This is a genomic window from Actinoplanes sp. CA-030573 (assembly GCF_050951115.1).
Classification (GTDB): domain Bacteria; phylum Actinomycetota; class Actinomycetes; order Mycobacteriales; family Micromonosporaceae; genus Actinoplanes.
Map to the genome: position 1 here is coordinate 4,427,613 of NZ_CP192038.1, position 21,633 is coordinate 4,449,245.

The following is a 21,633-nucleotide window of genomic DNA, read 5'->3' on the forward strand; positions in this document are numbered from 1 at the left end:
AGCGGCCGCCCCTGCGAGGCATCGCGGAACGACAGCGTGCCTCAATATTCGTCGGGGTGGTCGAATCGATGGACGAAATCCCTGATTGCTTGGACGTAGAGCGGCATGCCGGCCAAATTGCATCGCATGTTGAGAGACTCAGGAGTATCGCCCGGACGGATCGGAACGGGCCAGTGAGCCAGAATTTGGCCATGATCGTACTCGGCATCGACGAGGTGGATGGTCGGCCCGCTGTAGCGCAACCCTGATGCGAGCACGTGAGCCTGGCTCACCGGCTGCACCATGCCCTTGCCGCCGAACTGCGGCAACGGCGCCGAATGGATATTGAGAATGCCGTAGGGATACGCGTCGAGCAGCGCTGGGCCGATCTTCTTGCCGTAGCCCAGCAATATGACGAAGTCGACGCCGTGATCTCGGAAAGCGGTCAAGGCCTGCGCATCGATCTCTGCCGGGTCGGCGCCGTCAAGATAGAGATATGGTATGCCGAACTCGGCGGCAGAGGTGAAGATCGGGACGTTCGGGTGATTGGCAGCCACGACGACTACTTCACAATTCTCTATCGTGCCGGCCGCGATCGCTCGTACTATGTACTCGAATGTGCGATGAACTCCATTCCCAAGGACGCCGATCTTGCGCATGCCGGAAATTCTAGCAAATTCTGACGATCGGTCCGGTCGAGGACGGGCACCTATTTGCCGAGGTCACTACGCGGATAACGGCGGACGAGCTCCAACCTTCTTGCGGGACGTGGCGTCGGCGAGCCCCGCAGCAGATCCACGTCTCGATCGAGGTCGTCCCACGGGCCGCCGGAGAGGTCGGGGTACAGGTAGGTCTGGCCGCCGGTGAGCCGGTACCGCGTCATGACGTCGACGTTCCGCTCCCGCTCTTCCGGCAAGATCTCCGCACCGCCGGAAGGGCGGCGAACGGCGCCTCGAATTCCGGCCCGGCCACGCTCAAGGTGTAGCGCCTCGTCCTCGCCGTCCACCCGTCGTGTAGCCGCCCGCGTCCATGCCGGCCGCACACGCGGACGGCGCTGCCCCGCGATTGAACGGCGCACTTGCCGACGGGGCACTCGCCGGCGGCGCATTTGCCGGCGGGGCAGTTGCCGGCGGCGCACTTGCCGGCGGCGCACTTGCCGACGGGGCACTCGCCGGCGGCGCACTCGCCGGCGGCATCGCCGAGGGTGCCGCGGCCGGTGCAGTGCAGGCGGCCGGCGGGCAGGCCGAGGGCCAGAGCGAAGACCGCGGGTACGTACGAGCGGCGTCGAATCGTGAGGGAGCGTAGCGGCGCGCGCCCTCCGTCGGAGCGAGCAGTCCAACCGGCTCGGCGAGGCCGATCGGCTCGGCGAGGCCGATCGGCTCGGCGAGGCTGATCGGCTCGGCCGCCGGTGCCGTCCCCTGTCGCTCGCCCGGGCGGCGGGTGCTCAGGCGTTGATGGTCGTTTGCGCCGCCCGGCGCGGGGCCAGCAGCCGCTCGGCCATCGGCGCGAAGATCAGGCCGATCGCGCCCCACAGCAGCAGCTGCGCGCCGATCGAGTAGAGCCGGAAGCGGTAGAGGACGTCGGCCGGGAAGCCCGGGAAGACGATCTGCCCGTTCGCGTCGGTCAGCGGCTGCGGCGTCTCGGTCGCGCGGCCGAGCGGCTCACCCATCTCGCCCGGCGACGGCAGGACCAGCATCACGATCGCGGCCGCCGCGATGAAGACGCCGCCCGCGATGAGCGCCGCGTTCCACGTGCCGAACCGTGGTTGCAGCCGCTTGCCGAGCCACGCCGCGAGCACCAGGAACAGCACCGACGCCGCGACCATCAGCAGGTAGAACGTGCCCCGCTGCTGGATGGTCTCGTCCCGCCCGATGGCCGGCGGGTTGGCCGGGTACTTCAGGAACGGCACCGCGTACATGCCGAGGAAACCCCCGCCGGCCACGAGCAGCGCGAGGTTGCGGGGGCGGATCCGGCCGGCGCGTCCGAGACAGAGCGCGTACGCCACGGCGAACAGCGCGCCCATCGCCGCTCCGAAGAAGACCAGGGCGACTCCGATGCCGACGTTGCCCTGCACGGCCCGCGAGAACACGTCGTGCTCATGCGCGGCCGCGGCCAGACCGGCCGCCCGGTCGAGCGCCTCCTGCGCCTCGTGCCGCCCGCTCTCGTAGTCGACGGCCTGCTGGATCGCCGGCTCGGCGAAGACGCGGGCGAAGAGGAACGCGAGCAGCCCGCCGATGGCGCCGGCCAGCAGGCCGCGCCCGATGATGCGCTTCTCCATGGAGGTCGATCGGCCTCAGTGGCAGGGGAAGCCGAGGAAGTGCCGCCCGTCGTGGACGAACTCGTGGATGTGCGTGTCGTTGCCGAACACCGACACGACGCCCTGGTCGACCCCGATGAAGTAGTAGACGGCCAGCGCGAGCAGCGCCGTGCCGACAAGCCACAGGACGGCCTTGGACCCGGGAATGACCAGCGGGGTGGCCACGGTGGTGGAATGCGGCACAGAGCTCACGGAAGCCTCCTTGGGGATCGTGCGTCCCTCGAACGGATCGGGCGTGGAACGGGCGAGTATCTGACTTCCCGGCTTTCGCCGGCTCACAGTGGCGCGACCGTGCTGGCTTGGTTTCCCAGCTTCCTCACACCGTTCCGAGCACGACCCTAAGCTGCCGCGACGAGAGCCGTCAATCGCCGTGCCCGCCGGTGGCGGCCGCCACAGGTCTTCGCCGGCGCCGTCCCTCTCGCCGCACGAGCCACCACAGGCCGGCCGCCATCACGAGGGCCCCGGCGGTCAGGTCGTAGCGCCCGCCCAGCCCGACCGCCGCGTCGAGCAGGAGGAAGAACCCGAGAATGCCGGTGACAACGGTCAATGCCTCGGCGCCGCGGCCGAGCAGGACGACGCCGGCCGCGATCGGTGCGAGGGCGACCGCCGTCCCGGCCGGCCAGGGCAGACCCGTCGACGGCACGGCATAGACGAGCACGAAGTGAGCGGCAGTGCAGGCAAAGGCGATGACGCCCGGCAGGACCGGTCTCCGGAGCGGCGAGGAAGCATTCGCCGGGCGGCCGGCTGCCGTGTGCTCGGGCGGTGGGAACGGGCGACGCCGGAGAAGGAACGCGGAGGCGACCAGCACGGCGCCGAGGGCGGTGGCCGCGATGAGCTGGCCGCGCGGCACGTGGGCGTACTCCTCGTAGGTGATGGGGGCTACCGCAGCGAGTGCCGCGGCGGCGAGGGCCAGGCCGGGCCGGCCCACCCACGGTTGGTTGCGGTACGCCGGGAACAGGGCCTCGACCAGCACGATCGACGCGCCGATGCTGACCGCCACATGGAAGGCGGTCAGGTGGGAGGCGAGCAGGATGTTGGTGTGCCAGACCCGGCCGTAGGAACCGACGCCGGCCTCCTGCCAGTAGTGGGGATCGAACCAGTAGCGATCGACCAGCGCCTCCTCGTAGACCGCGTAGGCGGCGGCCAGCAGGCACAGGCCGGGCAGCCCGAGCCGGTAGCGCCGGGTCAGCTCGCGGCAGAGCAGCGCGCCGCTGCCGTAGAGCGCGGCCATCAGCGCGAGATTCCACGGCAGGAGCAGGCCGAGCGGTGGGGTCGCGGTCGGGAGGACCTCGCCGAGGAACGGGGCCACCAGCACGATCACGACGGCGGGGAGTCGGGTCACGGTGACCAGGGAACCAGGGCGCGATGATCGCTCGCTGCCGACTTTGGTCCACGGTGGTGCGACTTTGGTCGATCGTTCCGCTCATCCGGATCGGGTGATGCGGCACGGAGATCAGCGATGGCATCCTGCCTTGCTGAACTTCGGGCGGCGGGGGCGGTCGTACAGGACATCGCGGTGCGGGACGGGTCCCGGCGCATGCTGGTGCTGGTCTCGGTGGGCTACTTCCTCAGCGTGTGGGCCTGGGGCCTGCTGAGCCCGCTGGCCCCGCTGCTGCGCGAGGACGCGGGCCTGGACGCGGCCGGCCAGGCGCTGGTGGTCGCCCTGCCGGTGCTGGTCGGCTGCCTGGGCCGGGTGCCGGTCGGCGCGCTGGCGGACCGGTTCGGCGGCCGGGCGGCGTTCCTGGCGGCCCTGGCGGTGTCGATCGTCGCGCTGGCCGGGCTCGCGGCGGGCGGCTACCGTACGGCCGGCGGGCTGCTGGCGGGCTCGGCCTTGCTCGGGGTCGCGGGCACCACCTTCGCGGCCGGTGTGCAGGTGGTCAGCGGCTGGTTCCCGGGGCCGGGGCGGGGCCTGGCCGTGGGCGTGCTGGGCATGGGCGTATGCGGCAGCGCGGCCGGCGGGCTGACCGCGGTGCGCTGGGCCGGCGCGTACGGGATGGCCGTGCCCTTTGTGGTCAGCGCCGTCCTGCTCGCCCTGTGCGGGGTGGCGCTCGCGGTCCTGGGGCGGGACGCGCCGGCCGGGTCCCGGCGGACGGGCGGGCTGAGCGCGGCGCTGCGGCTGCCGATCACCTGGCGGGCGAGCGGGTGGTATGCGGTCCAGTTCGGCGTGTTCGTGGCGTTCTCGGTCTACCTGCCGGTGTATCTGGGCAACGCCTACGGGCTGCCGGCCGCGGACGCCGGTACGTGGATGGCCGCCTTCGTCGTCGTGGCGGTCCTGGCCCGGCCGATCGGTGGCTGGCTCGCCGACCGCGTGCCCGGGCGCCCGCTGGTCGTCTCGCTCGCCGCGCTGGCGGTGGTCGCCGGGGTGCAGGCGTTCACTCCGCCGCTGCCCGTGGTCGCGGTGACGCTGCTCGCGATGGCGGTCGCGCTCGGCGTGGCGAGCTCGGCCACGCTGGTGCGGGCGGCGGCGGGTGCCGGGCCGTCCCTGGTGGGGCTGGTGACCGGGCTGGTGACCGCGGCGGCCGGGCTGGCCGGGTTCGCGAGCCCGCTGCTGATGGCCGCGTCGTATGCGGTCACCGGCGGCTACGGCGCGGCGGTGGGACTGCTCGCCGTCGCCGCCGCGGTCGCCGCCTGGAGTGCCGCGAGGCCAAGACGAGGAGCGCGGCCGACGTGAGAGGGCCGCGGCCGAGAGGAGAGCCGGGAGATCAGTCGACCAGGGCGGGCAGCCCGTCGATGCTCTGCGCGTTCCGCGTCCGCCGGTACTCGGCCAGATCGTCGTCGGTCTTGCGGTCGGCCCAGCGGGTCAGCAGGTCACGATCGCCTTCGTACGCCATCAGCGGCACCTGGTAGCCGCACGAGTCGCTGATGCGGTCGACGGTCACCTCGATGACCGCCCGCAGCCCGTGGGCCGGCGGCGCCGGGAAGGCCCTCACCAGCTCCGCGAACCCGGTCGACTCCGGCACGGCCACCCGGCCCCGGCCGTGCAGGCGAACGATCTTCGGCGGGCCCTCGAAGGCGCACGTCATCAGCGTGATGCGGCCGTTCTCGCGCAGGTGGGCGATGGTCTCGGCGCCGCTGCCGGTGTAGTCGAGATAGGCCACCCGGTGCTCGTCGAGGACGGCCAGGCACCCCCGGCCGCCCTTGGGTGAGACGTTCACGTGGCCGTCCGGGCCGCTCGGCGCGGTGGCCACGAAGAAGACCGGCTGCCGCAGGAGGAACTCGCGCAGCCGGCCGTCGATCGATGCGTAGACCTTGCCCATGCGCCCATGGTGGCACGCATGGGCGACGGCCGGTCAGAAGTCGTCGTCGAAGCTCACACTTCCGGTCACGCCCACCTGGTACGCGGAGACGCGGCGCTCGAAGAAGTTCGACAGCTCCTGGACGTCCTGCAACTCCATGAAGGCGAACGGGTTCCCGCTGCCGTAGAGCGGCTCGATGCCGAGCACGGCCAGCCGGCGGTCGGCCACGTGCTCGAGATAGGAACGCATATCGGCGAGGGACAGGCCGGAGACGCCCTGGGCGAGCAGGTCCTCGGCGAACTGCACCTCGCACTCGACGGCCTCGGCGAGCATGTCGCGTACCTGCTGCTCCATCTCGCCGTCGAACAGATCCGGCTCCTCCTTCCGTACGGTGTCGACGACGTCGAAGGCGAACGCCATGTGCATGGACTCGTCGCGGAACACCCAGTTCGTGCCGGACGCCAGCCCGTGCAGCAGCCCCCGGGAGCGCAGGAAATAGACGTACGCGAAGGCGCCGTAGAAGAAGAGGCCCTCGATGCACGCCGCGAAACAGATCAGGTTCAGCAGGAAGGCCCGCCGATCGGCGCGCGTGGCCAGCGACCGCAGCTCGAAGATCGAGTCGATCCAGCGGAAGCAGAACTCGGCCTTGCGGGCGATCGACGGAATGTTCTCGACCGCGGCGAACGCCTCGAAACGCGCCTCCTCGGAGGGAACGTACGTGTCCAGCAGGTTCAGATAGAACTGGACGTGCACGGCCTCCTCGAACAGTTGCCGGGAGAGATAAAGCCGTCCTTCCGGGGAGTTCACGTGCTGATAGAGGTTCAGCACCAGATTGTTGGCGACGATCGTGTCGCCGGTCGCGAAGAACGCCACCAGCCGCGACACCAGGTGCCGCTCGGCCGCCGACAGCTTGGACAGGTCGGCGAGGTCGGAGTGCAGGTCGACCTCCTCCACCGTCCAGGTGTTCTTGATCGCGTCCTTGAAGTGGTCGAAGAAATGCGGGTACTTCATCGGCCGCAGGGTCAGGTCCATTCCGGGGTCGAGCAGCATTACTGGCAGGCCTCACACGATTCGGGGTTCTCCAGGGAGCAGGCGACGGCGTCCGAGGCGGGAATCACCGCGACGGTCGCCTGCTGAATGCGCGTCGCGGGCCGCGAGCGCAGGTAATACGTCGTCTTCAGCCCGGATTTCCAGGCATGCAGATACATCGACGAGAGCTTCCCAATGGTGGGCGCGCTCAAGAACAGGTTCAAGGACTGCGACTGATCGATGTACGGGGCCCGGGCCGCGGCCAGGTCGATCAATGCCCGCTGCGGCAGCTCCCAGGCCGTACGGAACAGCTCACGCACGTCGGCGGGCAGCTCGGCGATGCCCTGCACCGAGCCCTCGGCCCGCTTGATCTGCTCGCGGATCGGGGCGGTCCACAGCCCACGGGCCTTCAGCTCGCGTACCAGATAGGTGTTGATCTGCAGGAACTCGCCCGACATCGTCTCGCGCTTGAACAGGTTGGACACCTGCGGCTCGATGCACTCGTAGCAGCCGGCGATGGAGGCGATGGTGGCGGTCGGCGCGATCGCGACGAGCAGCGAGTTGCGCAGGCCGGTCGCGGCGATCCGGTCCTTCAGCGCGGCCCAGCGCTCGGTCTGCGCCGGCGTCGCGCCCCACAGCTGCGGGTGCAGCTCGCCCCGGGCGGCGCGCGTCTCGCCGAACGCCGGGTGCGGGCCGAACTCCGAAGCGAGGCCGGCCGAGGTCTCCAGCGCGGTCAGGAAGATCTCCTCCTGTACGCGGGTGGACAGCTCCCGCGCCGCGGCCGAGTCGAACGGCAGGCGCAGCGTGAAGAACGCGTCCTGCAGGCCCATCAGCCCCAACCCGACCGGACGCCAGCGCGGGTTGGAGGCGACGGCCTGGTCCGACGGGTAGTAGTTGATGTCGATGACCCGATCCAGGAAGACGACCGCCGTACGTACGGTGTCGCGCAGTTTCTCCCATGCCACCCCCTCGGCCGTGACGTGCGCGCCCAGATTGATCGAGCCGAGGTTGCAGACCGCCGTCTCGGTGTCGCTGTTGACCTCGAGAATCTCCGTGCAGAGGTTGGAGAGGTGGATGGTGTTGCCGGGCCCGCCGGTCTGGTTGGAGAGCCGGTTGGACGCGTCCTTGAAGGTCATCCACCCGTTGCCGGTCTGCGCGAGCGTCCGCATCATCCGCCCGTAGAGGTCGCGCGCCTTGACCGTCCGGACCGCCTTCTTCTCCGCCCGCTTGTAGGCCTCCTCGAACGCCTCACCGAACAGATCGGGCAGCTCCGGCGCGTCGGACGGGTCGACCAGCGACCAGTCCTCGTCGGCCTCGACCCGCCGCATGAACTCGTCCGGGATCCAGTTCGCCAAGTTCAAGTTGTGCGTACGCCGGGAGTCCTCCCCGGTGTTGTCGCGCAGCTCGAGAAACTCCTCGACGTCCGGGTGCCACGGCTCGAGATAGACGCACGCCGCGCCCTTGCGGCGGCCGCCCTGGTTGACCGCGGCGACCCCGGCGTCGAGCGTCTTCAGGAACGGGACGATGCCGTTGGACCGGCCGTTCGTGCCCCGGATCAGCGCGCCCCGCCCGCGGATCCGCGACCAGGAGATGCCGATGCCGCCGGAGAACTTGGACAGCTTCGCGACCTGGTGATAGCGCTCGTAGATCGAGTCGAGCTCGTCCCGCGGCGAGTCGACCAGGAAGCACGACGACATCTGGGTGTGCCGGGTGCCGGAGTTGAACAGGGTGGGCGAGCTGGGCAGATAGGCGAGGCTCGCCATCAGGCGGTAGAACCCGATCGCCTCGGCCGGCGTCCTCGACAGGCCGCACGCCACCCGGAGCAGCCAGTACTGCGGTGTCTCGACGACCAGGCGGGTGTGCGGGTGGCGCAGCAGGTAACGGTCGGCCACCGTACGGACGCCGAAGTATTCGAATCTCCTGTCGTTCTCCGGATCGACGGCGTCGTCCAGCTTGCGCGCGTTGCGGGCCACGAACTCCGCCGTCGCGTCCCCGATCAATCCCAGGCCGTGCGCGTAGCGGATGGATTGGCTGAAGCTCGCGACACCCTGAAGGCGAACTTCCTTGTCCACGTACGCCGTGAGCAGTCGCGCGGCGAGCCGGGAGTACTGCGGTTCCTCGCCGATCAGCTCCGCCGCGGTCTGGATCGACAGCTTGTCCAGCTCGGCGGTGGTGGCGCCGTCGTAGAGCCCGCTGATCGTCTTGGTCGCCACCCGCATCGGGTCGACCTCGTCGAGCCCCGCCGCCTGGCGCTCCACCGCCCGCACGATCTTGCCGACGTCGACCGTCTCCAGGTCGCCGTTCCGTTTCCGCACCTGCATGACGTGCCGGCGCTGCTCCGGCACCGTCGTGGTGGTCGTCATTCCCCGTCCCCTCGTCCGTTGACGGACGCGCGGGCGGACGCCACCGGCTGGCTCGGCCAGACCGGCTGGTGGCGTCGGCCGTCCCGCGCGGCCTTCGACCGCCGCACACCGGTCGGCGTGCGGCGCGCTGGCAGGTCTTCGGACTCGTGGGCGCTGTTGTTCCTACCGGCCGTCGCTTCCCAGGCCCGGGCCCAGTGCTCGTGACGGCTTTCGTTCCCACTCACCGCTGCGGGGCAGTCCCGGATTCACACCGGCTTCCCTCTTGCCTCGACGACCCGGATGGATCACCGAACCAGCTGCGGGAGACACCATATCTTGGGGTGAGGCAGAAAGTGCAACACCATTGGTTGTGTCGGCGTGTCGCGTCCGCCGCTTGGGGTGAGCCGGCCGAGCCCAGGTCGTAGAGCAGCGGACCGGCCATTGCCGTGCTCCAGTCGATCACGCCGCAGCTACCCGAGCCGCGATCCAGGCGGAACGCCTCCGGTGCCGGATCGGTGTGCAGCGGGCCCCACGACAGCGTCTCCGGTCCCAGGCGCCCGTAGGCCTCGACCGCCGCGGTGACGGCCGGGCGCAGCCACGGATCAGGGCGCGGCGGAGGCTCGCTTCGCCGATCACGCGGGTCACATGCCGAAGTGGGCGCCGCGCACGGCGGCTACCGCCTCGGCGGGACCGGTCAGCTCCACGTCGGCGGCCTGCTGCCGGCCGAAGAGGTGGAGCAGCAGCTCGCCCGGCGGGCCGGCCAGCGCCGCGACCGGCTCCCCGCGCCGCGCCCGGACGGACTGGCCCGATCCGGCGCGGTGCAGGACGAGACCCACCCGGACGCGGCGGGCGAGGAACCAGGCCGACTGCCGCACATTGCGCCACAGGGCGTCGTCGAGCGCGGCGTCGTGCGTACGGGAACCGAGGCCGTTGGCGCGGCGCACATCCTCGTGATGCACGTAGAACTCGTTGAGACTCGGCAGCCGGCGCACCCAGCCGAGCCGGAAGAACCCGGGCGGCGGACCCGACCGCAGCGTCGCGACCAGCCAGGCGAAGTCGCGGGCGGCGAGCGCGTCCTGCCGGCGGCCGGCGAAGCGCGCCCACGGGCCCGGGACGACCAGCCCGGGAGCGGCGAGCGGATCGCGGTCGCGCAGGATCAGATGCGCGGCGAGATCGCGCGTCGCCCACGGTGCGATGAGCGTCGGCGCCGCCGGGCCGAGCTCGGTCAGCAGGTCGCTGAGCGAGGCCCGTTCGACCGCGTCGAAGAACACTCCTGGACCTTATCCGCCGCAGCTCCCGCCGTCGTATCGCCAACGCCTTGGCGATCACGTTGATCGGCACGCCTTCTGCCCGATGAAGCCGGGTCGCCCACCGGTCCACCGGTTAGTGTCTTCCGCATCGGTGCTCTCGTCGGCTCTCAACCGGCCTTGCGGGCGACGACCGCGTACATGCCGAGCGTTGATGTGCCAGACCGCCGATCCGCACGGTGACGGCAGCCGAAGTTACGAGCTCCGGTGTACGGCCCGGTTGATATCGACTGCTCGAAATCGGCAACTGGAGCGGCAGCCGGCGGAAGACCGCGCGCCCGGACAGGATTCGCCTCTTCCTCGGAGAGCGATCAGGTGGCCTTCCTTGCCAGTCTCTCGACAGAGCGACTCATGCACCGGCGTCCGAGACCGGCCGCCGACTGCGTGGCAGATATGCCTGGACGGTTGAGTCGTTTCGCCGACACGAGGCCTCAGGTCGGCCGACCAGCTCAGCGACGATGGGGCACGCGGTCCGGCCGAAATACCGATGTACCGGTCCGATCGGGCGTTCCAGGATGGCGGAGCCAGCGACCCTCCTGGGCCTGCGGCGCGAAGCGAAGAACCGGCGGCTCGGAGAAGAGGAACAGCGAATTGATGAGCACCGCGGTTACCGACGATCGCCGTGTGTCCGGCCTGGACGGCATCCGCGGCCTGGCGGCACTGTTCGTGGTTCTGCACCACGCGTACATCACCTCGTACGTAGGCTTCCCCGTCAACACGGGGCCCGGCTGGCTCGGCTGGCTCATGTACGGGCACCTCGCGGTCGCCGTTTTCATCACCCTGTCCGGCTTCTCGCTCGGCATCGGGCCGGCCCGGCGGGATTGGCGGCTCGGCGGCCGCACCCGGTTCGCGTACCGCCGGGCCTGGCGCATCTTGCCGCCGTACTGGGCTGCCCTGGTCTTCAGCCTGCTGATCGCCTGGTTCGTCGTCCTCCAGCCGGGTGAGTCGGCACCCACCGGCAAGTCCGTGTTCGCCTACGGTTTGCTGCTGCAGGACATCATCGGCTCCCCGAGTCCCAACGGCGCGTTCTGGTCGATCGCGGTCGAGGCCCAGCTGTACGTGGTGTTCCCGCTTATGCTGCTCCTGTTGCGCCGGGCCGGCGCGGTGGTCATGGTGAGCGTGGTGACCGTGGTGGTGGCAGCGGTTGGCGTCCTCGCGCCACACGTCGCCGCGGTGCAGCTGCTCATGCGGCTGACGCCGCAGTTCGCTCTGCTCTTCGCGGTCGGCCTGGCCGCGGCGGGCATCCTGCGGGCGAGTGACCGCGTACGCCGGTTGCCCTGGCAATGGTTCGCGTTCGCCGCAGCCGTTCCGGCGCTGGTCTGGCTGGTGCTGAGCGGCACGGTAGGATTTGCCGGCCATCTGTTCTGGGTCGACCTCGCCTGCGCGCCGGCCATCGCCCTGCTCCTGGCCGCCGTGGCGACCGGCCGCCCGCGCCCGCTGCGCCGGCTGCTCGACACCCGGCCGGTCCGTCGTCTTGGCACGTTCTCGTACAGCCTCTACCTCATCCACGCGCCGCTCGTGCTGATCGTCGGCGAGAAGCTCGTCTACCCGCACGTCGCGCCCGGGCTGCCGCGGTTCCTGCTCGTGCTCGCGATTGTGGTGCCGCTGTCGCTGGTGGTGGCACGCTGGTTCGCCGCGGTGTTCGAGATCCCGTTCCAACGTCACCGCAGCTGGGCTGCCCTGCGCGACGCGATGCGCGCCCGTCGTCGTCCGGCCCGGGTGGCCCCACCGGAGACCCGGGCGCAGCCGGTCGCCGTGGCCGTGGCCGAGCTGGAGTCCTGAAGGTGGTCCGGGCAATCGGCCCGGGCTCCATCGCCAGTCGCCGGGTCGAGCTGGGCAACGGCGCGTCGCCCGGCCGATATTCGTTGAGCTAAGGACTCCTCGTCGCGGCGGCCAGCAGCGCGGACGTGGGCAGCGCGAGCCGTCCACCCGGCGTGCGGTAGGCGGCGGTCTGCCGGTCGAACTCGCGCCGGATCCGGGCGACCGTCTCCGGGGTCTGCCGGGCCATCACCACGCCCGCGTTGCTCAGACCGCTCGCCGGCCCGCTCCACCACGCCTCCGCCTCGGTCTCGTGATCCCACGCGAGCACCGCATCCTCGACGTCGGTCACCCGGCCGGCTCGCACGATCAAATTCGACAGGCCTTCCCGCGTACGGGCGAAGTCGGCGTCCCGCGGAAGGCGCGGCAGATCGCCGGATCGTTCCACCCCGGCCGCGTCGAAGACGGCGCCCCACAGCGCCTGGGCCGGCGGCGCCGGAGCGGGCCAGATCGTGACCGCGACGCGGCCGCCCGGGCGTACCAGGCGCATCATCTCGGCGACGGCCGCGAGCGGATCGCCCACGTGGTTGACCACGAAGTTGGCCACCACCGCGTCGAAGGACGCGTCCGCGAACGGCAGGTGCGGAAGGATCCCGGTCGTGACCTCCGCCTCCGGCACGCGGCTCTTCGTCAGGTCCACCATGGACGGTTCGGCGTCGACGGCCGAGACCCGTGCCCCCCGCCCGGCGGCCAGGGCGGCGACGGTGCCCGAGCCGGTCCCCACGTCGAGGAACCGCGTTCCGCCGGCGACGCGCGCCGCATCCAGCAGGGCCCCCGCCGGGTGCGCGCAGAGAAGAGCGAAGCTGCGGTCGTACGCCTCGGCCCGCCCCGCCCACACCGACCGCTCATGATCATCGAAGGACACGGTAGGATGGTCGCACGCCGTCGTTGCACCGACTCGCCCGGAAGGAGGCAGAGCACCATGTCCGATGTTCTGCGCCCCCTCCGCGGCAAGGCGTTCCCGCGGGGCTGAGTCCCGGGGCGCTGTGTCGCCCGGAGGATTCGCCATGAATGACGCTGTTTCCCGTCCGCACGTCGCCGGTCTCGTGTTGCGCCATCTGGCCGACGGCGAGGAGGACCTGTTCGCCTCGATGCCCGACCCGTTGCCGTCGCTGCCGCAGATCAGCTATGCCGACGGTGTCGCCGGGGGCGGATACCACCCGTCCCGCACGTGGATCGCACTGCGTGACGGCCGCGTGGTGGGCCGGGCGGCCTGGCTGCTCCCGCCCGGCGCGGTCGGGACGCCCTGGCTCGAACGGTTCGACCTGGCCGGCTCGCCCGCCGACGGCGCGGCCCTGTTGTGGGCGGCTTTCACGGCGATGGGCGGAGCGACGGCCTGGTATGCCTCGATGCCGGCCGGGTGGCGTTCGCGGCCCGATCTGGTCGAGGTGCTGGCCGCATCGGCGTCCGCGGCTCGGGAGGTGGGCCTGGCCGAGCGCGGGGAGCGGTTGCGTTTCCGCTGGACGCCCGCGCCCCGACCGGAATCCCCGGCAGCGCCGGCGCCGGCGGAGAGCCGGTTGTGGGTGCGGCCCGCGGCCGGCGCCGACGAGATCGAAGCTCTCGTGGCCCGCATCCCGGCGCCCGATCTGCTCACCGGCGCCGAGGTCGCACGTCTCGTGGCCGGGGTCGATCTGGCCCGGCGGCCGCTCGACTGGCTCCGCGGCGGCCCGGCCCCGTGGCGGATCGCGCTGAACGGTGACGAGCCGGTCGGCCTGACCGGACCGGCCGGCGACGCGTGCTACCCGATGGTGGCGTACCTGGGCGTGCTCGACCCGGCGGCCCGGCCCGCGCTGCTCGCCGACGCCGTCGCGACCCTGGCCGCCGGGGGCGCTCTCGAGGTCGTGGCCGACGTCGATGCCACCAACGCACCCGTCATCGCCGAGCTCGGAGCGGCCGGTTTCGTCGCAGTGCGCTCCCGCATCCTGTTCGCGCCGGCCGCCGGGAGCCGGCCCCCTACCGAACCCCACCCGTGACGGGGTGGGCCGCACCATACGGCCCGCCTACGACACTTCCCACCGGGCGGTCCACAGTGGCTACCGGTGCGGCTGCCGCGCCACCAGGTCGGCCGGCACCTCGACCCCCGCGGCGCCCAGCACCTCCTCTTCCTCCACCTCGGCCACGGTCAGCGGCACCCGCCGGCTGCGCGGCAACGTCAGCGCCACCAGGAGCGCGGTCGCCGCGGCGAATCCGGCGCCGACCGCGAAGATGGCGACGTACTGGGACTCGTGGGGGAGCGGGACCGGCAGCCCGGGGATCAGGTTGCGGGTCAGCATGGTGACGACGAAGGCGGTGCCGAGCGACATTCCCACCGACCGGGCGATCGAGTTGACGCTGTTGGCGATGCCGGTCTCGGCCGGGGTCACGTTCTCGATCAGGAGCGCGGGCAGGGCCGCGTACCCGAACATCACCGCGGTGTTGACGACGGCCGCGCCCACGATGATCTCCCAGGTGGCGCTGTGCGCCAGCGCCAGCAGGCCGAAGCCGAGCAACGCCAGGGTCGCGGCGATGACCAGCGTGTTCTTGGCGCCGAAGCGGGAGACCAGACGGCCGCCGAGCGGAGCTGTCACCACCCCGCCCGCGGTGCCGGGCAGCAGGTAGACCACGCTCGCGGCCAGCACGGTCGAGCCGAAGCCGTAGCCGGTGATCGACGGCGGGGTCTGCACCAGGTAGGAGACGGCCAGGAACACGGCGAACATGGCGAAGCCGAGGAACAGCCCGGCCGCATTGGCGATCACGATCGGCCGGTGGGTCAGCATGCGGGTGCTCACCAGCGGCTGGGTCATCCGGCGCTCGACCAGCACGAAGACGGCGAGCACGAGGACGGCGGCGGCGAGCAGGACGAGTACGCGTGGGGAGTCCCACCCCCAGTCGTTGCCCTGTTCCAGCGGCAGCAGGAGCAGCACCAGGCCGAGGCCCAGGATCGCGCCGCCGACCGCGTCCAGGCGGCCGGTGGCCACGCCGGCGCGGCGAGGCAGCCGCCAGACGCCGGCCAGGCCGATCACGCTCAGCACGGTGGCCAGCCAGAACAGCTCGTGGTAGTCGCCGCCGTGCCGCATGAGCAGGCCGGTCACCGTCAGGCCGAGGCCGGCGCCGACCGCCAGCATGCCGCTGACCAGGGCCATCGCCCCGGTGAGCCGCTGCGGCGGCAGTTCCTCGCGCAGCACGCCGATCGACAGCGGGAACAGGCCGAAGCTGGTGGCCTGGGCGACCCGGGCGAGCAGCAGCAGGGGCAGGCTCGAGGTGGTGGCGGCCAGGATCGACCCGGCCAGCACGACCAGCAGCACGCCGAGCATGACCGGGCGGCGGCCGTGCAGGTCGCCGAGCCGGCCGAGCATCGGCGTGAACACGGCGGCGGCCAGCAGGTTCGCGGTCACCACCCAGCTCGCGGCGGTGGCCGATACGCCGAGGTCGGCCTGGATGTTCGCGACGACCGGCACGACCAGCGTCTGCAACGCCGAAACCAGCAGCACGGCGTACGAGGCGACCGGCAGCGCGAGCCGGGAAGTAGGAACCGTCATGTCGCCGAACCTAGAACCGGCGCCGACAATTCTCAACACCGTGTCGAAAACCAAAGATGTGACGTCGAATGCACCCGACGACCAGGTTGTACGATCGGCGCGTGCCTGCCATCGGAAGCCGCCGCGGACCCACGAAGGGCGACCAGCGGGAAACGGCCCTGCTCGACGCCGCCCGCGAGGTGTTCCGGGAGAAGCCGATCAGCCAGGTCACGATCGACGAGCTGGCCGGCGCGGCCGGGATCGCCCGGTCCGGCTTCTACTTCTACTTCGAGTCGAAACAGGCATTGCTGGCCGCGCTGGTCGACCAGGTGATCGGCGAGAACGACGAGGAGATGGCCGAGTTCCTGGCGTCCGAGGGGACCGACCGGGGCGCGCTGCGCCGGGGCCTGGGCCGGTCGCTGGCCCGGTGGCTGGTCGAGGGCCGCTGGCTGCGGGAGGCCTTCATCACGCCGTGCCCCGGTCCGGAGATGCTGCAGGTCCGCGAGCGCCTGATGACCAACGGCTGCACGGCGTTCCGCGCGCGCATCGAGAAGGATGTGCGGGCGGGCCTGCAGGTCAGCGGCCCACCCGAGCTGGTGGCGACCATGGTGATGAACTTGCGCATCATGACTTTCTCCGACGCGTACGGCGACCCGGACGCGTACGACCAAGAGGTCCTGCTCGATTCCCTGACCGACGCGATCCTCCGTCTCGTCTACGGGACGACCCCCGGCGTACCGGCCGCTGGAGGCGGCACGAAGTAGTGAGGTGAAGTCCGGCCACAGCGGGTTTCCTGAGGGGTATGCGACGACTTCTGCTCCTGATGGCCGCTCCCGCCCTGCTCGCGGCCGGTTGTTCGGCCGGGCCGGCCTCCTCGGGCACGGCCTCCCCGGATCCCGCGATTTCAGCGACGTCGGCGACCTCGCACCCGGGCGCGCCCACCGAATCGAGCGGCGCGGGCAACGCCGCGGGCGCCGGTGGCGCGAACGGCGGGGCCGCGAGCGGCGGCATTGGCGGCGCGAACGGCGGCAGCGGCACGCCGCGGTGTCACAGTGCCGATCTGAAACTGTCGCTGGGCGAGACCGAGGGCGCGGCCGGCAGCCGGTACACCGCGCTGATCTTCACCAATGCGTCGGACCACACCTGCACGCTGTACGGCTTCCCGGGCGTCTCCTGGGTGGCGGGCGACGACGGACACCAGGTCAACGAGCCGTTCCAGCGCGACCGCGGCACCCCGAAGGTCCGTGTCACGCTCGCCAAGGGTGCCGCCGCCCACGCCACGCTGCAGACCCACGACGTCGGCTTCTTCGATCCGGGCACGTGCAAGCCGGTCGACGTGCGCGGCTTCCGGGTCTATCCGCCGGACGAGACGAAGTCCATCTTCGTCGCACTGCCGGAGAAGGCGTGCTCGGCGAAGGGCGTCAACGAGGGCGTCGTGCGGGCGATCGGCCCGGGCAAGGCGCCGAGCTGAGCCGGGCGTGGCGGGGCGCCGGGCTGAGGCGGTACTGGCGGGGCGCCGGGCCGAGGCGGCCGGGGCGGGCCAACGCGCCGAGCTGAGCCGGTCGGGGGCCGCGGCCGACGGGCTCAGGCCAGCGTGATGGTGATCCGGGTGGGTCCGCCGGGTGGGCTGTCGATCTTCAGGCGGCCGTCCACCGCGTCCAGCCGGTCGGCGATGCCGCGCAGGCCGCTGCCGCCGGCGGGGTCGGCGCCGCCCAGGCCGTCGTCGGTGATGACGATGCGGCGGTCCAGGAACGTGACGGTCGCGGCGGCCGCGCTGCTGTGCTTCACGACGTTGCCCAGGCACTCGGCGACCGCGAAGTAGAGCGCCGTCTCGGTGGCCGGCGACGCCGCGGCGAACGAGCCGGTCACGGTCACCGGCACGGCCAGGTCCAGGGCCAGCGCCCGGACGGCGTCCTCGATCCCGCGGTCGGCCAGCACCGGTGGATGGATGCTGTGCATGACCGCCCGCAGATCGTCCAGCGCCGCGACTGCCGTCTCCCGGGCCTCCATGACCAGCTTCGCGGCCGCGGAAACGGCCGCCGCTGAAACGGTCGCCGCTGAAACGGTCGCCGCCGGAACGGCCGCCGCCGATGCGGTCGCCGCCGATGCGGCCGGCACCGATGCGGCCGCCGCCGATGCGGCCGGCGACGCCGGAGCGGCCGGATCGACCGAGGGCGCCGGAGCCGTGGAAGCCGGGTCCAACTCACGGCGCAGCAGGTCGCCGGCCAGGCCCAGGGTCAGGGCGAGCGACACCATCCGGGCCTGGGCGCCGTCGTGCAGGTCGCGCTCGATCCGCTTGAGCTCGGCCGCCTGCCGGTCGAGGGCGCCGGAGCGTGAGCGCGACAGGCTGGCGACCCGGGCCGCGAGCTCCCGCTCCCGGCGGCCGGGTGGGCGGCCGGCCAGCCACGCGTGCGCCCCGAGCAGCGCCGACAGCCCGGTGATGGTCCAGACCGGCCAGAAGTAGCCGCCGCCGCTGAGAAAGTAGACGGTCACGTCCACGGTCGCCAGGACGATGCAGAAGGCGGCGTCGACCGCGAGCCACCGCCGCCGGGTGGCCGCGACACGCAGGGCGCGCCGGAAGGCGTACGTGCCGAAACAGATTGTCGCGAAGCCGAAGTAGACCCAGCGTGGCCAGAAATCGCCGCGCCCGATCGCGGCCCACACGGCGGTGACCGCGACGCAGAGCGCCGCGGCCACCGCGAGGAAGGTGCGGGTCACCGGGCGGTCCGGTAGGTGATCCGGCGCAGCAGCGTCTCGGCCGGGCCCCGCTCTCCTCGCGCGGCCATCCGGTGCGCGGCGGCCACCGACACCAGCCAGACGGCGACGGCCGCCAGCACCGCCACGTAGGTGTTGCCGCCCAGGTCGAGCGCCCACGGGGAGAAGACCACAACCCAGCAGACCGACTGGAAGAGGTAGCCGCTGAGCGAGCGCTGGCCGAGAGCCGCGACGCGCCCGGCGAGCCCGACGCGCCCGGCGGCCCCGACGCGCCCGGCGGCCCCGACGCGACCGGCCTGGCCGCGGGCCTCGCCGAGGTGGAAGGCGAGCAGACCGAAGAGCGCGACATAGCCGGGACCGCCGTACTCACCGGTGACGGCGTGCACGCGAGCCATGGCCTCGACCGTACCGGCGTCCGCGTGCAGCAGCCCCGCCGACACCAGGGCGTACGGCAGCGCGCCGAGGATCGCGAGGCCGAGGCCGCCGATCGCGGTCCGCCGCAGCAGGGTGAGGTGCCGCCCCGGCTCCTCGAGGACGCGGTGGCGCGCGGCCCAGATGCCGAGCCAGACGATGACGATGAACGGGATCACGGTGGCGGTGTGCACGGGCCACTCGGCGAGCCGGTGCACCATCGAGGAGAGGTAGGAGCCGGCGGCGAGCGACGGGTTCGGGTGGTTGACGATCACGGCGTCGCCGCGGCGGGCGGTCGCCAGCGCCACCGCGGCGAGGACCAGCGCGTACCCGGTCTGAACTCCCCAGAGCCACAACACCACGCGGTGGAAGCGGTCGCTGCGCCGGAGCAGCAGGGCGGTGCAGATCAACCCCACGATCCCGTACGCGCCGAGAAAGTCCCCGAAGTAGAGCAGGCTCGCGTGCACCAGGCCGAACCCGATCAAGGTCGCGTTGCGGCGCAGCAGCACGCGCGGCCCGTGGCGCCGGGCCAGCTGCACGAGGCTGTAGCCGAACATCACCGCGAAGACCGGATAGGCCCGGCTGTCCACGAGCGTCGTCATCAGGAAGTTCACGACCCGCTGCAGGCCGTGCGGGGTGCCGTCGAGCCCGGGCTGCCCGGCGAAGGCGAAGTTGGCCGCGTTGGCCAGCGCGATGAACAGGAGCATGGCGCCACGCGCCAGGTCGGGGGCGAGGGCCCGCGCGGTGGCCGGGCCGGCCGGCGTTTCGAGGATCGCTGTCATGCGAATGAGACTCGTCGAACGCGCCGCCACCCACGAGAGCACTGGAACCCGTCTCGTGGTGGTATTAACACCCCATGAACCTGCTGCCGGCCGCCGTGCGGAACAACGCCGAGTGGTGCGCGCTCGTGTGCCGCACCCACGGCGTCGCCTCCCGCTTCGGTGACCGGGCCTGGCGCGCCGAGGGGCAGCCGCCGCCGTTCTACCCGTCGGCGATCACCCTGACGCCGGATGCGGCGGCGGCCGACGTGCTGCCCGCGTCCTCGGTGAAGGACAGCTACGCCGCCCTCGATCTCGACGGCTTCACGCCGCTGTTCGAGGCCCGGTGGATCCACCGCCCGGCGCCGTCCCGGGTGCCCGGCCCGCTCGCCCGGCGGGTCGCCACCCCGGCCGAGCTCCGCGAGTGGCACGCCCAGTGGGGCAGCGGCGACGTCTTCCGCCCGGCCCTGCTCGACGACCCGGCCGTGGCGGTCCTGGCCGTCGACTCCCGCGGCGGCGCCGTGCTGAACCGGGCCGCCGGCGTGGTCGGCGTCTCCAACGTGTTCGCGGTCGTCCCGGCCGACATCGACGGCGTCTGGTCGGCCACGGTCCACGCCGCCGCCGCGCTGTTCCCCGGCCTCGACCTGGTCGGCTACGAGCATGGCGACGATCTCACGACCGCGCTGGCGGCGGGTTTCGCCCCGATCGGCCCGCTCCGGGTCCTGGTGAGCGCGTCCCCCGGCTAGGGCCGGTTCCATCGCACCAGGTCGAGCGCGAGCTCGCCGTAGTGCGCGCCGATGTCGTCCGGGCTCCACGCGCCGTCCGGGCGGTACCACCGGGCCACGTCGATCCCGAGCGACAGGATCGCGAGTGCGGCGATCCGCGGCTCGGCCACGCCGAAGACGCCGGCGTCGCGGCCGTCGGTGACCAGCTCGCGCATCGTCGCCTCGATCTCCCGGCGGATCGCGGTGATCTCGGCGGCGTGCCCGGGGGTCAGCGCGGCCATCTCGTACTGCACGACGCGGCCGCGGATCTGCGACCGGGCGTGCCAGGCGGCGAACTCCCGGACCACCGCCCGCAGCCGCTCGGCCGGATCGGCGGACCGCGCGGCCGCCTCGCGCATCGACCGGCGCACCCGCTCGTGCCCGGCGAGCGAGAGGGCGAACAGCAGCTCCTCCTTCGACCGGTAGTGCACGTACACGGCGGCCGGGCTCATGCCGGCCGCCTCGGCGATGTCGCGCGTGCTGGTGCCGTGGAAGCCCTTGGCCGCGAACGACGCCAGCGCGGCGTCGAGGAGCCGGGTGCGCGCCAGATCGCCCCGCGCGTTGCCGGCCGTGCCCCGGGTCATTGCGACATCCTCCACAGTCCATTGACGTAGGTCCGGTCGAGCATGTTACCTGTTCATCACGTCTTTCTAAGCGAGCGCTTAGCTTAAGTGGGTGTGAGATGAACATCGTCGTGCTGGTGAAGCAGGTGCCCGATTCGGGCGCCGCGCGCAGCTTGGACGCCGACTACACGGTGGCGCGGGCGTCCGCGAACAACGTCATCAACGAGATGGACGAGTACGCCATCGAGGAGGCCTTGAAGATCAAGGAAGCGCATGGCGGTGAGGTGACGGTGCTGACGATGGGTCCGGCGTCGGCGACCGAGTCGATCCGTAAGGCGTTGTCGATGGGTCCGGACAAGGCCGTCCACGTCCAGGACGACGCGCTGCACGGCTCCTGCGCCGTGGCCACCTCGAAGGTGCTGGCCGCGGCGTTGGGCACGTTGAACGCGGATCTGGTGATTTGTGGGGCGGAGTCGACCGATGGTCGGGTGCAGGTGATGCCGCACATGCTGGCCGAGCGGTTGGGTATCGCGGCGTTGACCGGGGCGCGGAAGTTGACGGTGGACGGGTCGCGGTTGACCGCGGAGCGGCAGACCGACGAGGGCTACGAGGTGGTCTCGGCGGCCACCCCGGCGGTGGTCAGTGTGTGGGACACGATCAACGAGCCGCGGTATCCGTCGTTCAAGGGGATCATGGCGGCGAAGAAGAAGCCGGTGCAGACGCTGTCGTTGGGCGAGTTGGGCATCGCGGCCGGTGAGGTGGGTGCGGCCGGGGCGAGCAGTCGGGTGCTGGAGTTCGCGCCGCGGCCGCCGCGGGCGGGTGGTACCAAGGTCGTCGATGAGGGCGACGGCGGCGCGCAGCTGGTCGCGTTTCTGGCCGCCGAGAAGTTCGTCTGAG

21 protein-coding genes, 1 pseudogene and 1 riboswitch are annotated in these 21,633 nt (G+C 71.7%); of the genes and pseudogenes, 7 read left to right on the forward strand and 15 right to left on the reverse strand.

All coding sequences use genetic code 11. The features are described from left to right. Nucleotides 1–41: 41 nt before the first annotated feature. From purN to ACQP2F_RS20640, 5 genes are all read right to left on the reverse strand, one after another. Nucleotides 42–638 (reverse strand): phosphoribosylglycinamide formyltransferase, encoded by a 597-nt coding sequence (gene purN / locus ACQP2F_RS20620; RefSeq protein WP_433306377.1) that lies wholly within the window; start codon nucleotides 636–638, stop codon nucleotides 42–44. Between the two features lie 50 nt (nucleotides 639–688). After that, a complete protein-coding gene (locus ACQP2F_RS20625) occupies nucleotides 689–862 on the reverse strand; it encodes a hypothetical protein (protein ID WP_433306379.1) in 174 nt (57 codons plus the stop codon). Between the two features lie 561 nt (nucleotides 863–1,423). Next, nucleotides 1,424–2,257: a CbtA family protein gene (locus tag ACQP2F_RS20630; RefSeq protein ID WP_433306381.1), complete on the reverse strand. Its 834-nt coding sequence runs from the start codon at nucleotides 2,255–2,257 to the stop codon at nucleotides 1,424–1,426. Between the two features lie 15 nt (nucleotides 2,258–2,272). Further along, nucleotides 2,273–2,488 carry a CbtB domain-containing protein gene (locus ACQP2F_RS20635; RefSeq protein ID WP_433306382.1) on the reverse strand — a complete coding sequence of 72 codons (216 nt, stop codon included), beginning with the start codon at nucleotides 2,486–2,488 and terminating at the stop codon, nucleotides 2,273–2,275. A gap of 169 nt (nucleotides 2,489–2,657) precedes the next feature. After that, nucleotides 2,658–3,638 carry a hypothetical protein gene (locus ACQP2F_RS20640; RefSeq protein ID WP_433306384.1) on the reverse strand — a complete coding sequence of 327 codons (981 nt, stop codon included), beginning with the start codon at nucleotides 3,636–3,638 and terminating at the stop codon, nucleotides 2,658–2,660. 117 nt (nucleotides 3,639–3,755) lie between these two features. Between ACQP2F_RS20640 and ACQP2F_RS20645 the strand changes: the two genes are divergently transcribed. Further along, complete coding sequence (locus tag ACQP2F_RS20645; protein ID WP_433306385.1) at nucleotides 3,756–4,967, forward strand: MFS transporter; 1,212 nt, start codon at nucleotides 3,756–3,758, stop codon at nucleotides 4,965–4,967. A gap of 31 nt (nucleotides 4,968–4,998) precedes the next feature. On the opposite strand, the gene ACQP2F_RS20650 is transcribed toward ACQP2F_RS20645, so the two are convergent. From ACQP2F_RS20650 to ACQP2F_RS20670, 5 genes and pseudogenes are all read right to left on the reverse strand, one after another. After that, entirely contained in the window at nucleotides 4,999–5,553 is a 555-nt protein-coding gene (locus ACQP2F_RS20650) for a pyridoxamine 5'-phosphate oxidase family protein (RefSeq protein ID WP_433306387.1), read from the reverse strand. Nucleotides 5,554–5,586: 33 nt separating this feature from the next. Next, a complete protein-coding gene (locus tag ACQP2F_RS20655) occupies nucleotides 5,587–6,582 on the reverse strand; it encodes a ribonucleotide-diphosphate reductase subunit beta (protein ID WP_433306389.1) in 996 nt (331 codons plus the stop codon). After that, nucleotides 6,582–8,924: a ribonucleoside-diphosphate reductase subunit alpha gene (locus ACQP2F_RS20660; RefSeq protein WP_433306391.1), complete on the reverse strand. Its 2,343-nt coding sequence runs from the start codon at nucleotides 8,922–8,924 to the stop codon at nucleotides 6,582–6,584. Before ACQP2F_RS20660 ends, ACQP2F_RS20655 begins: the two co-directional genes overlap by 1 nt. Nucleotides 8,925–9,036: 112 nt before the next feature. Continuing rightward, a riboswitch (cobalamin riboswitch) is annotated at nucleotides 9,037–9,236 on the reverse strand. Nucleotides 9,237–9,363: 127 nt separating this feature from the next. Further along, a pseudogene (locus ACQP2F_RS20665) lies at nucleotides 9,364–9,498 on the reverse strand (phosphotransferase enzyme family protein); the annotation flags it as partial. Nucleotides 9,499–9,544: 46 nt separating this feature from the next. Next, on the reverse strand, nucleotides 9,545–10,174 hold the full coding sequence (locus ACQP2F_RS20670; RefSeq protein WP_433306392.1) for a TIGR03085 family metal-binding protein: 630 nt from the start codon (nucleotides 10,172–10,174) through the stop codon (nucleotides 9,545–9,547). Between the two features lie 630 nt (nucleotides 10,175–10,804). On the opposite strand from ACQP2F_RS20670, the gene ACQP2F_RS20675 reads away from it, so the two are divergent. Continuing rightward, a complete protein-coding gene (locus tag ACQP2F_RS20675) occupies nucleotides 10,805–11,992 on the forward strand; it encodes an acyltransferase family protein (protein ID WP_433306394.1) in 1,188 nt (395 codons plus the stop codon). Nucleotides 11,993–12,080: 88 nt separating this feature from the next. On the opposite strand, the gene ACQP2F_RS20680 is transcribed toward ACQP2F_RS20675, so the two are convergent. Then, a complete protein-coding gene (locus ACQP2F_RS20680) occupies nucleotides 12,081–12,893 on the reverse strand; it encodes a class I SAM-dependent methyltransferase (protein WP_433306396.1) in 813 nt (270 codons plus the stop codon). A 142-nt stretch (nucleotides 12,894–13,035) separates the two neighbouring features. Here ACQP2F_RS20680 and ACQP2F_RS20685 point away from each other — a divergent pair, with 142 nt between their 5' ends. Next, on the forward strand, nucleotides 13,036–14,001 hold the full coding sequence (locus ACQP2F_RS20685; protein WP_433306398.1) for an acetyltransferase: 966 nt from the start codon (nucleotides 13,036–13,038) through the stop codon (nucleotides 13,999–14,001). Nucleotides 14,002–14,061: 60 nt separating this feature from the next. Here ACQP2F_RS20685 and ACQP2F_RS20690 read toward each other — a convergent pair whose 3' ends face one another. Then, entirely contained in the window at nucleotides 14,062–15,546 is a 1,485-nt protein-coding gene (locus tag ACQP2F_RS20690; protein ID WP_433306400.1) for an MFS transporter, read from the reverse strand. A gap of 101 nt (nucleotides 15,547–15,647) precedes the next feature. Between ACQP2F_RS20690 and ACQP2F_RS20695 the strand changes: the two genes are divergently transcribed. Beyond that, nucleotides 15,648–16,289, forward strand: a complete 642-nt coding sequence (locus tag ACQP2F_RS20695) for a TetR/AcrR family transcriptional regulator (protein WP_433306402.1) — start codon at nucleotides 15,648–15,650, stop codon at nucleotides 16,287–16,289. 38 nt (nucleotides 16,290–16,327) lie between these two features. Further along, the gene (locus ACQP2F_RS20700; protein ID WP_433306404.1) at nucleotides 16,328–16,996 is read left to right on the forward strand and encodes a DUF4232 domain-containing protein; all 669 of its coding nucleotides are present in this window, start codon (nucleotides 16,328–16,330) and stop codon (nucleotides 16,994–16,996) included. Between the two features lie 113 nt (nucleotides 16,997–17,109). On the opposite strand, the gene ACQP2F_RS20705 is transcribed toward ACQP2F_RS20700, so the two are convergent. Further along, nucleotides 17,110–18,243 (reverse strand): sensor histidine kinase, encoded by a 1,134-nt coding sequence (locus tag ACQP2F_RS20705; protein ID WP_433306405.1) that lies wholly within the window; start codon nucleotides 18,241–18,243, stop codon nucleotides 17,110–17,112. Then, entirely contained in the window at nucleotides 18,240–19,433 is a 1,194-nt protein-coding gene (locus ACQP2F_RS20710) for a DUF418 domain-containing protein (RefSeq protein WP_433306407.1), read from the reverse strand. Before ACQP2F_RS20710 ends, ACQP2F_RS20705 begins: the two co-directional genes overlap by 4 nt. A 74-nt stretch (nucleotides 19,434–19,507) precedes the next feature. Between ACQP2F_RS20710 and ACQP2F_RS20715 the strand changes: the two genes are divergently transcribed. Further along, nucleotides 19,508–20,155 (forward strand): hypothetical protein, encoded by a 648-nt coding sequence (locus ACQP2F_RS20715; RefSeq protein WP_433306409.1) that lies wholly within the window; start codon nucleotides 19,508–19,510, stop codon nucleotides 20,153–20,155. Here the strand turns inward: ACQP2F_RS20715 and ACQP2F_RS20720 are convergent. Next, nucleotides 20,152–20,757, reverse strand: a complete 606-nt coding sequence (locus ACQP2F_RS20720) for a TetR/AcrR family transcriptional regulator (RefSeq protein ID WP_433306411.1) — start codon at nucleotides 20,755–20,757, stop codon at nucleotides 20,152–20,154. The genes ACQP2F_RS20715 and ACQP2F_RS20720 overlap by 4 nt on opposite strands. Nucleotides 20,758–20,855: 98 nt before the next feature. On the opposite strand from ACQP2F_RS20720, the gene ACQP2F_RS20725 reads away from it, so the two are divergent. Continuing rightward, a complete protein-coding gene (locus ACQP2F_RS20725) occupies nucleotides 20,856–21,632 on the forward strand; it encodes an electron transfer flavoprotein subunit beta/FixA family protein (protein WP_433306413.1) in 777 nt (258 codons plus the stop codon). Nucleotide 21,633 lies beyond the last annotated feature (1 nt).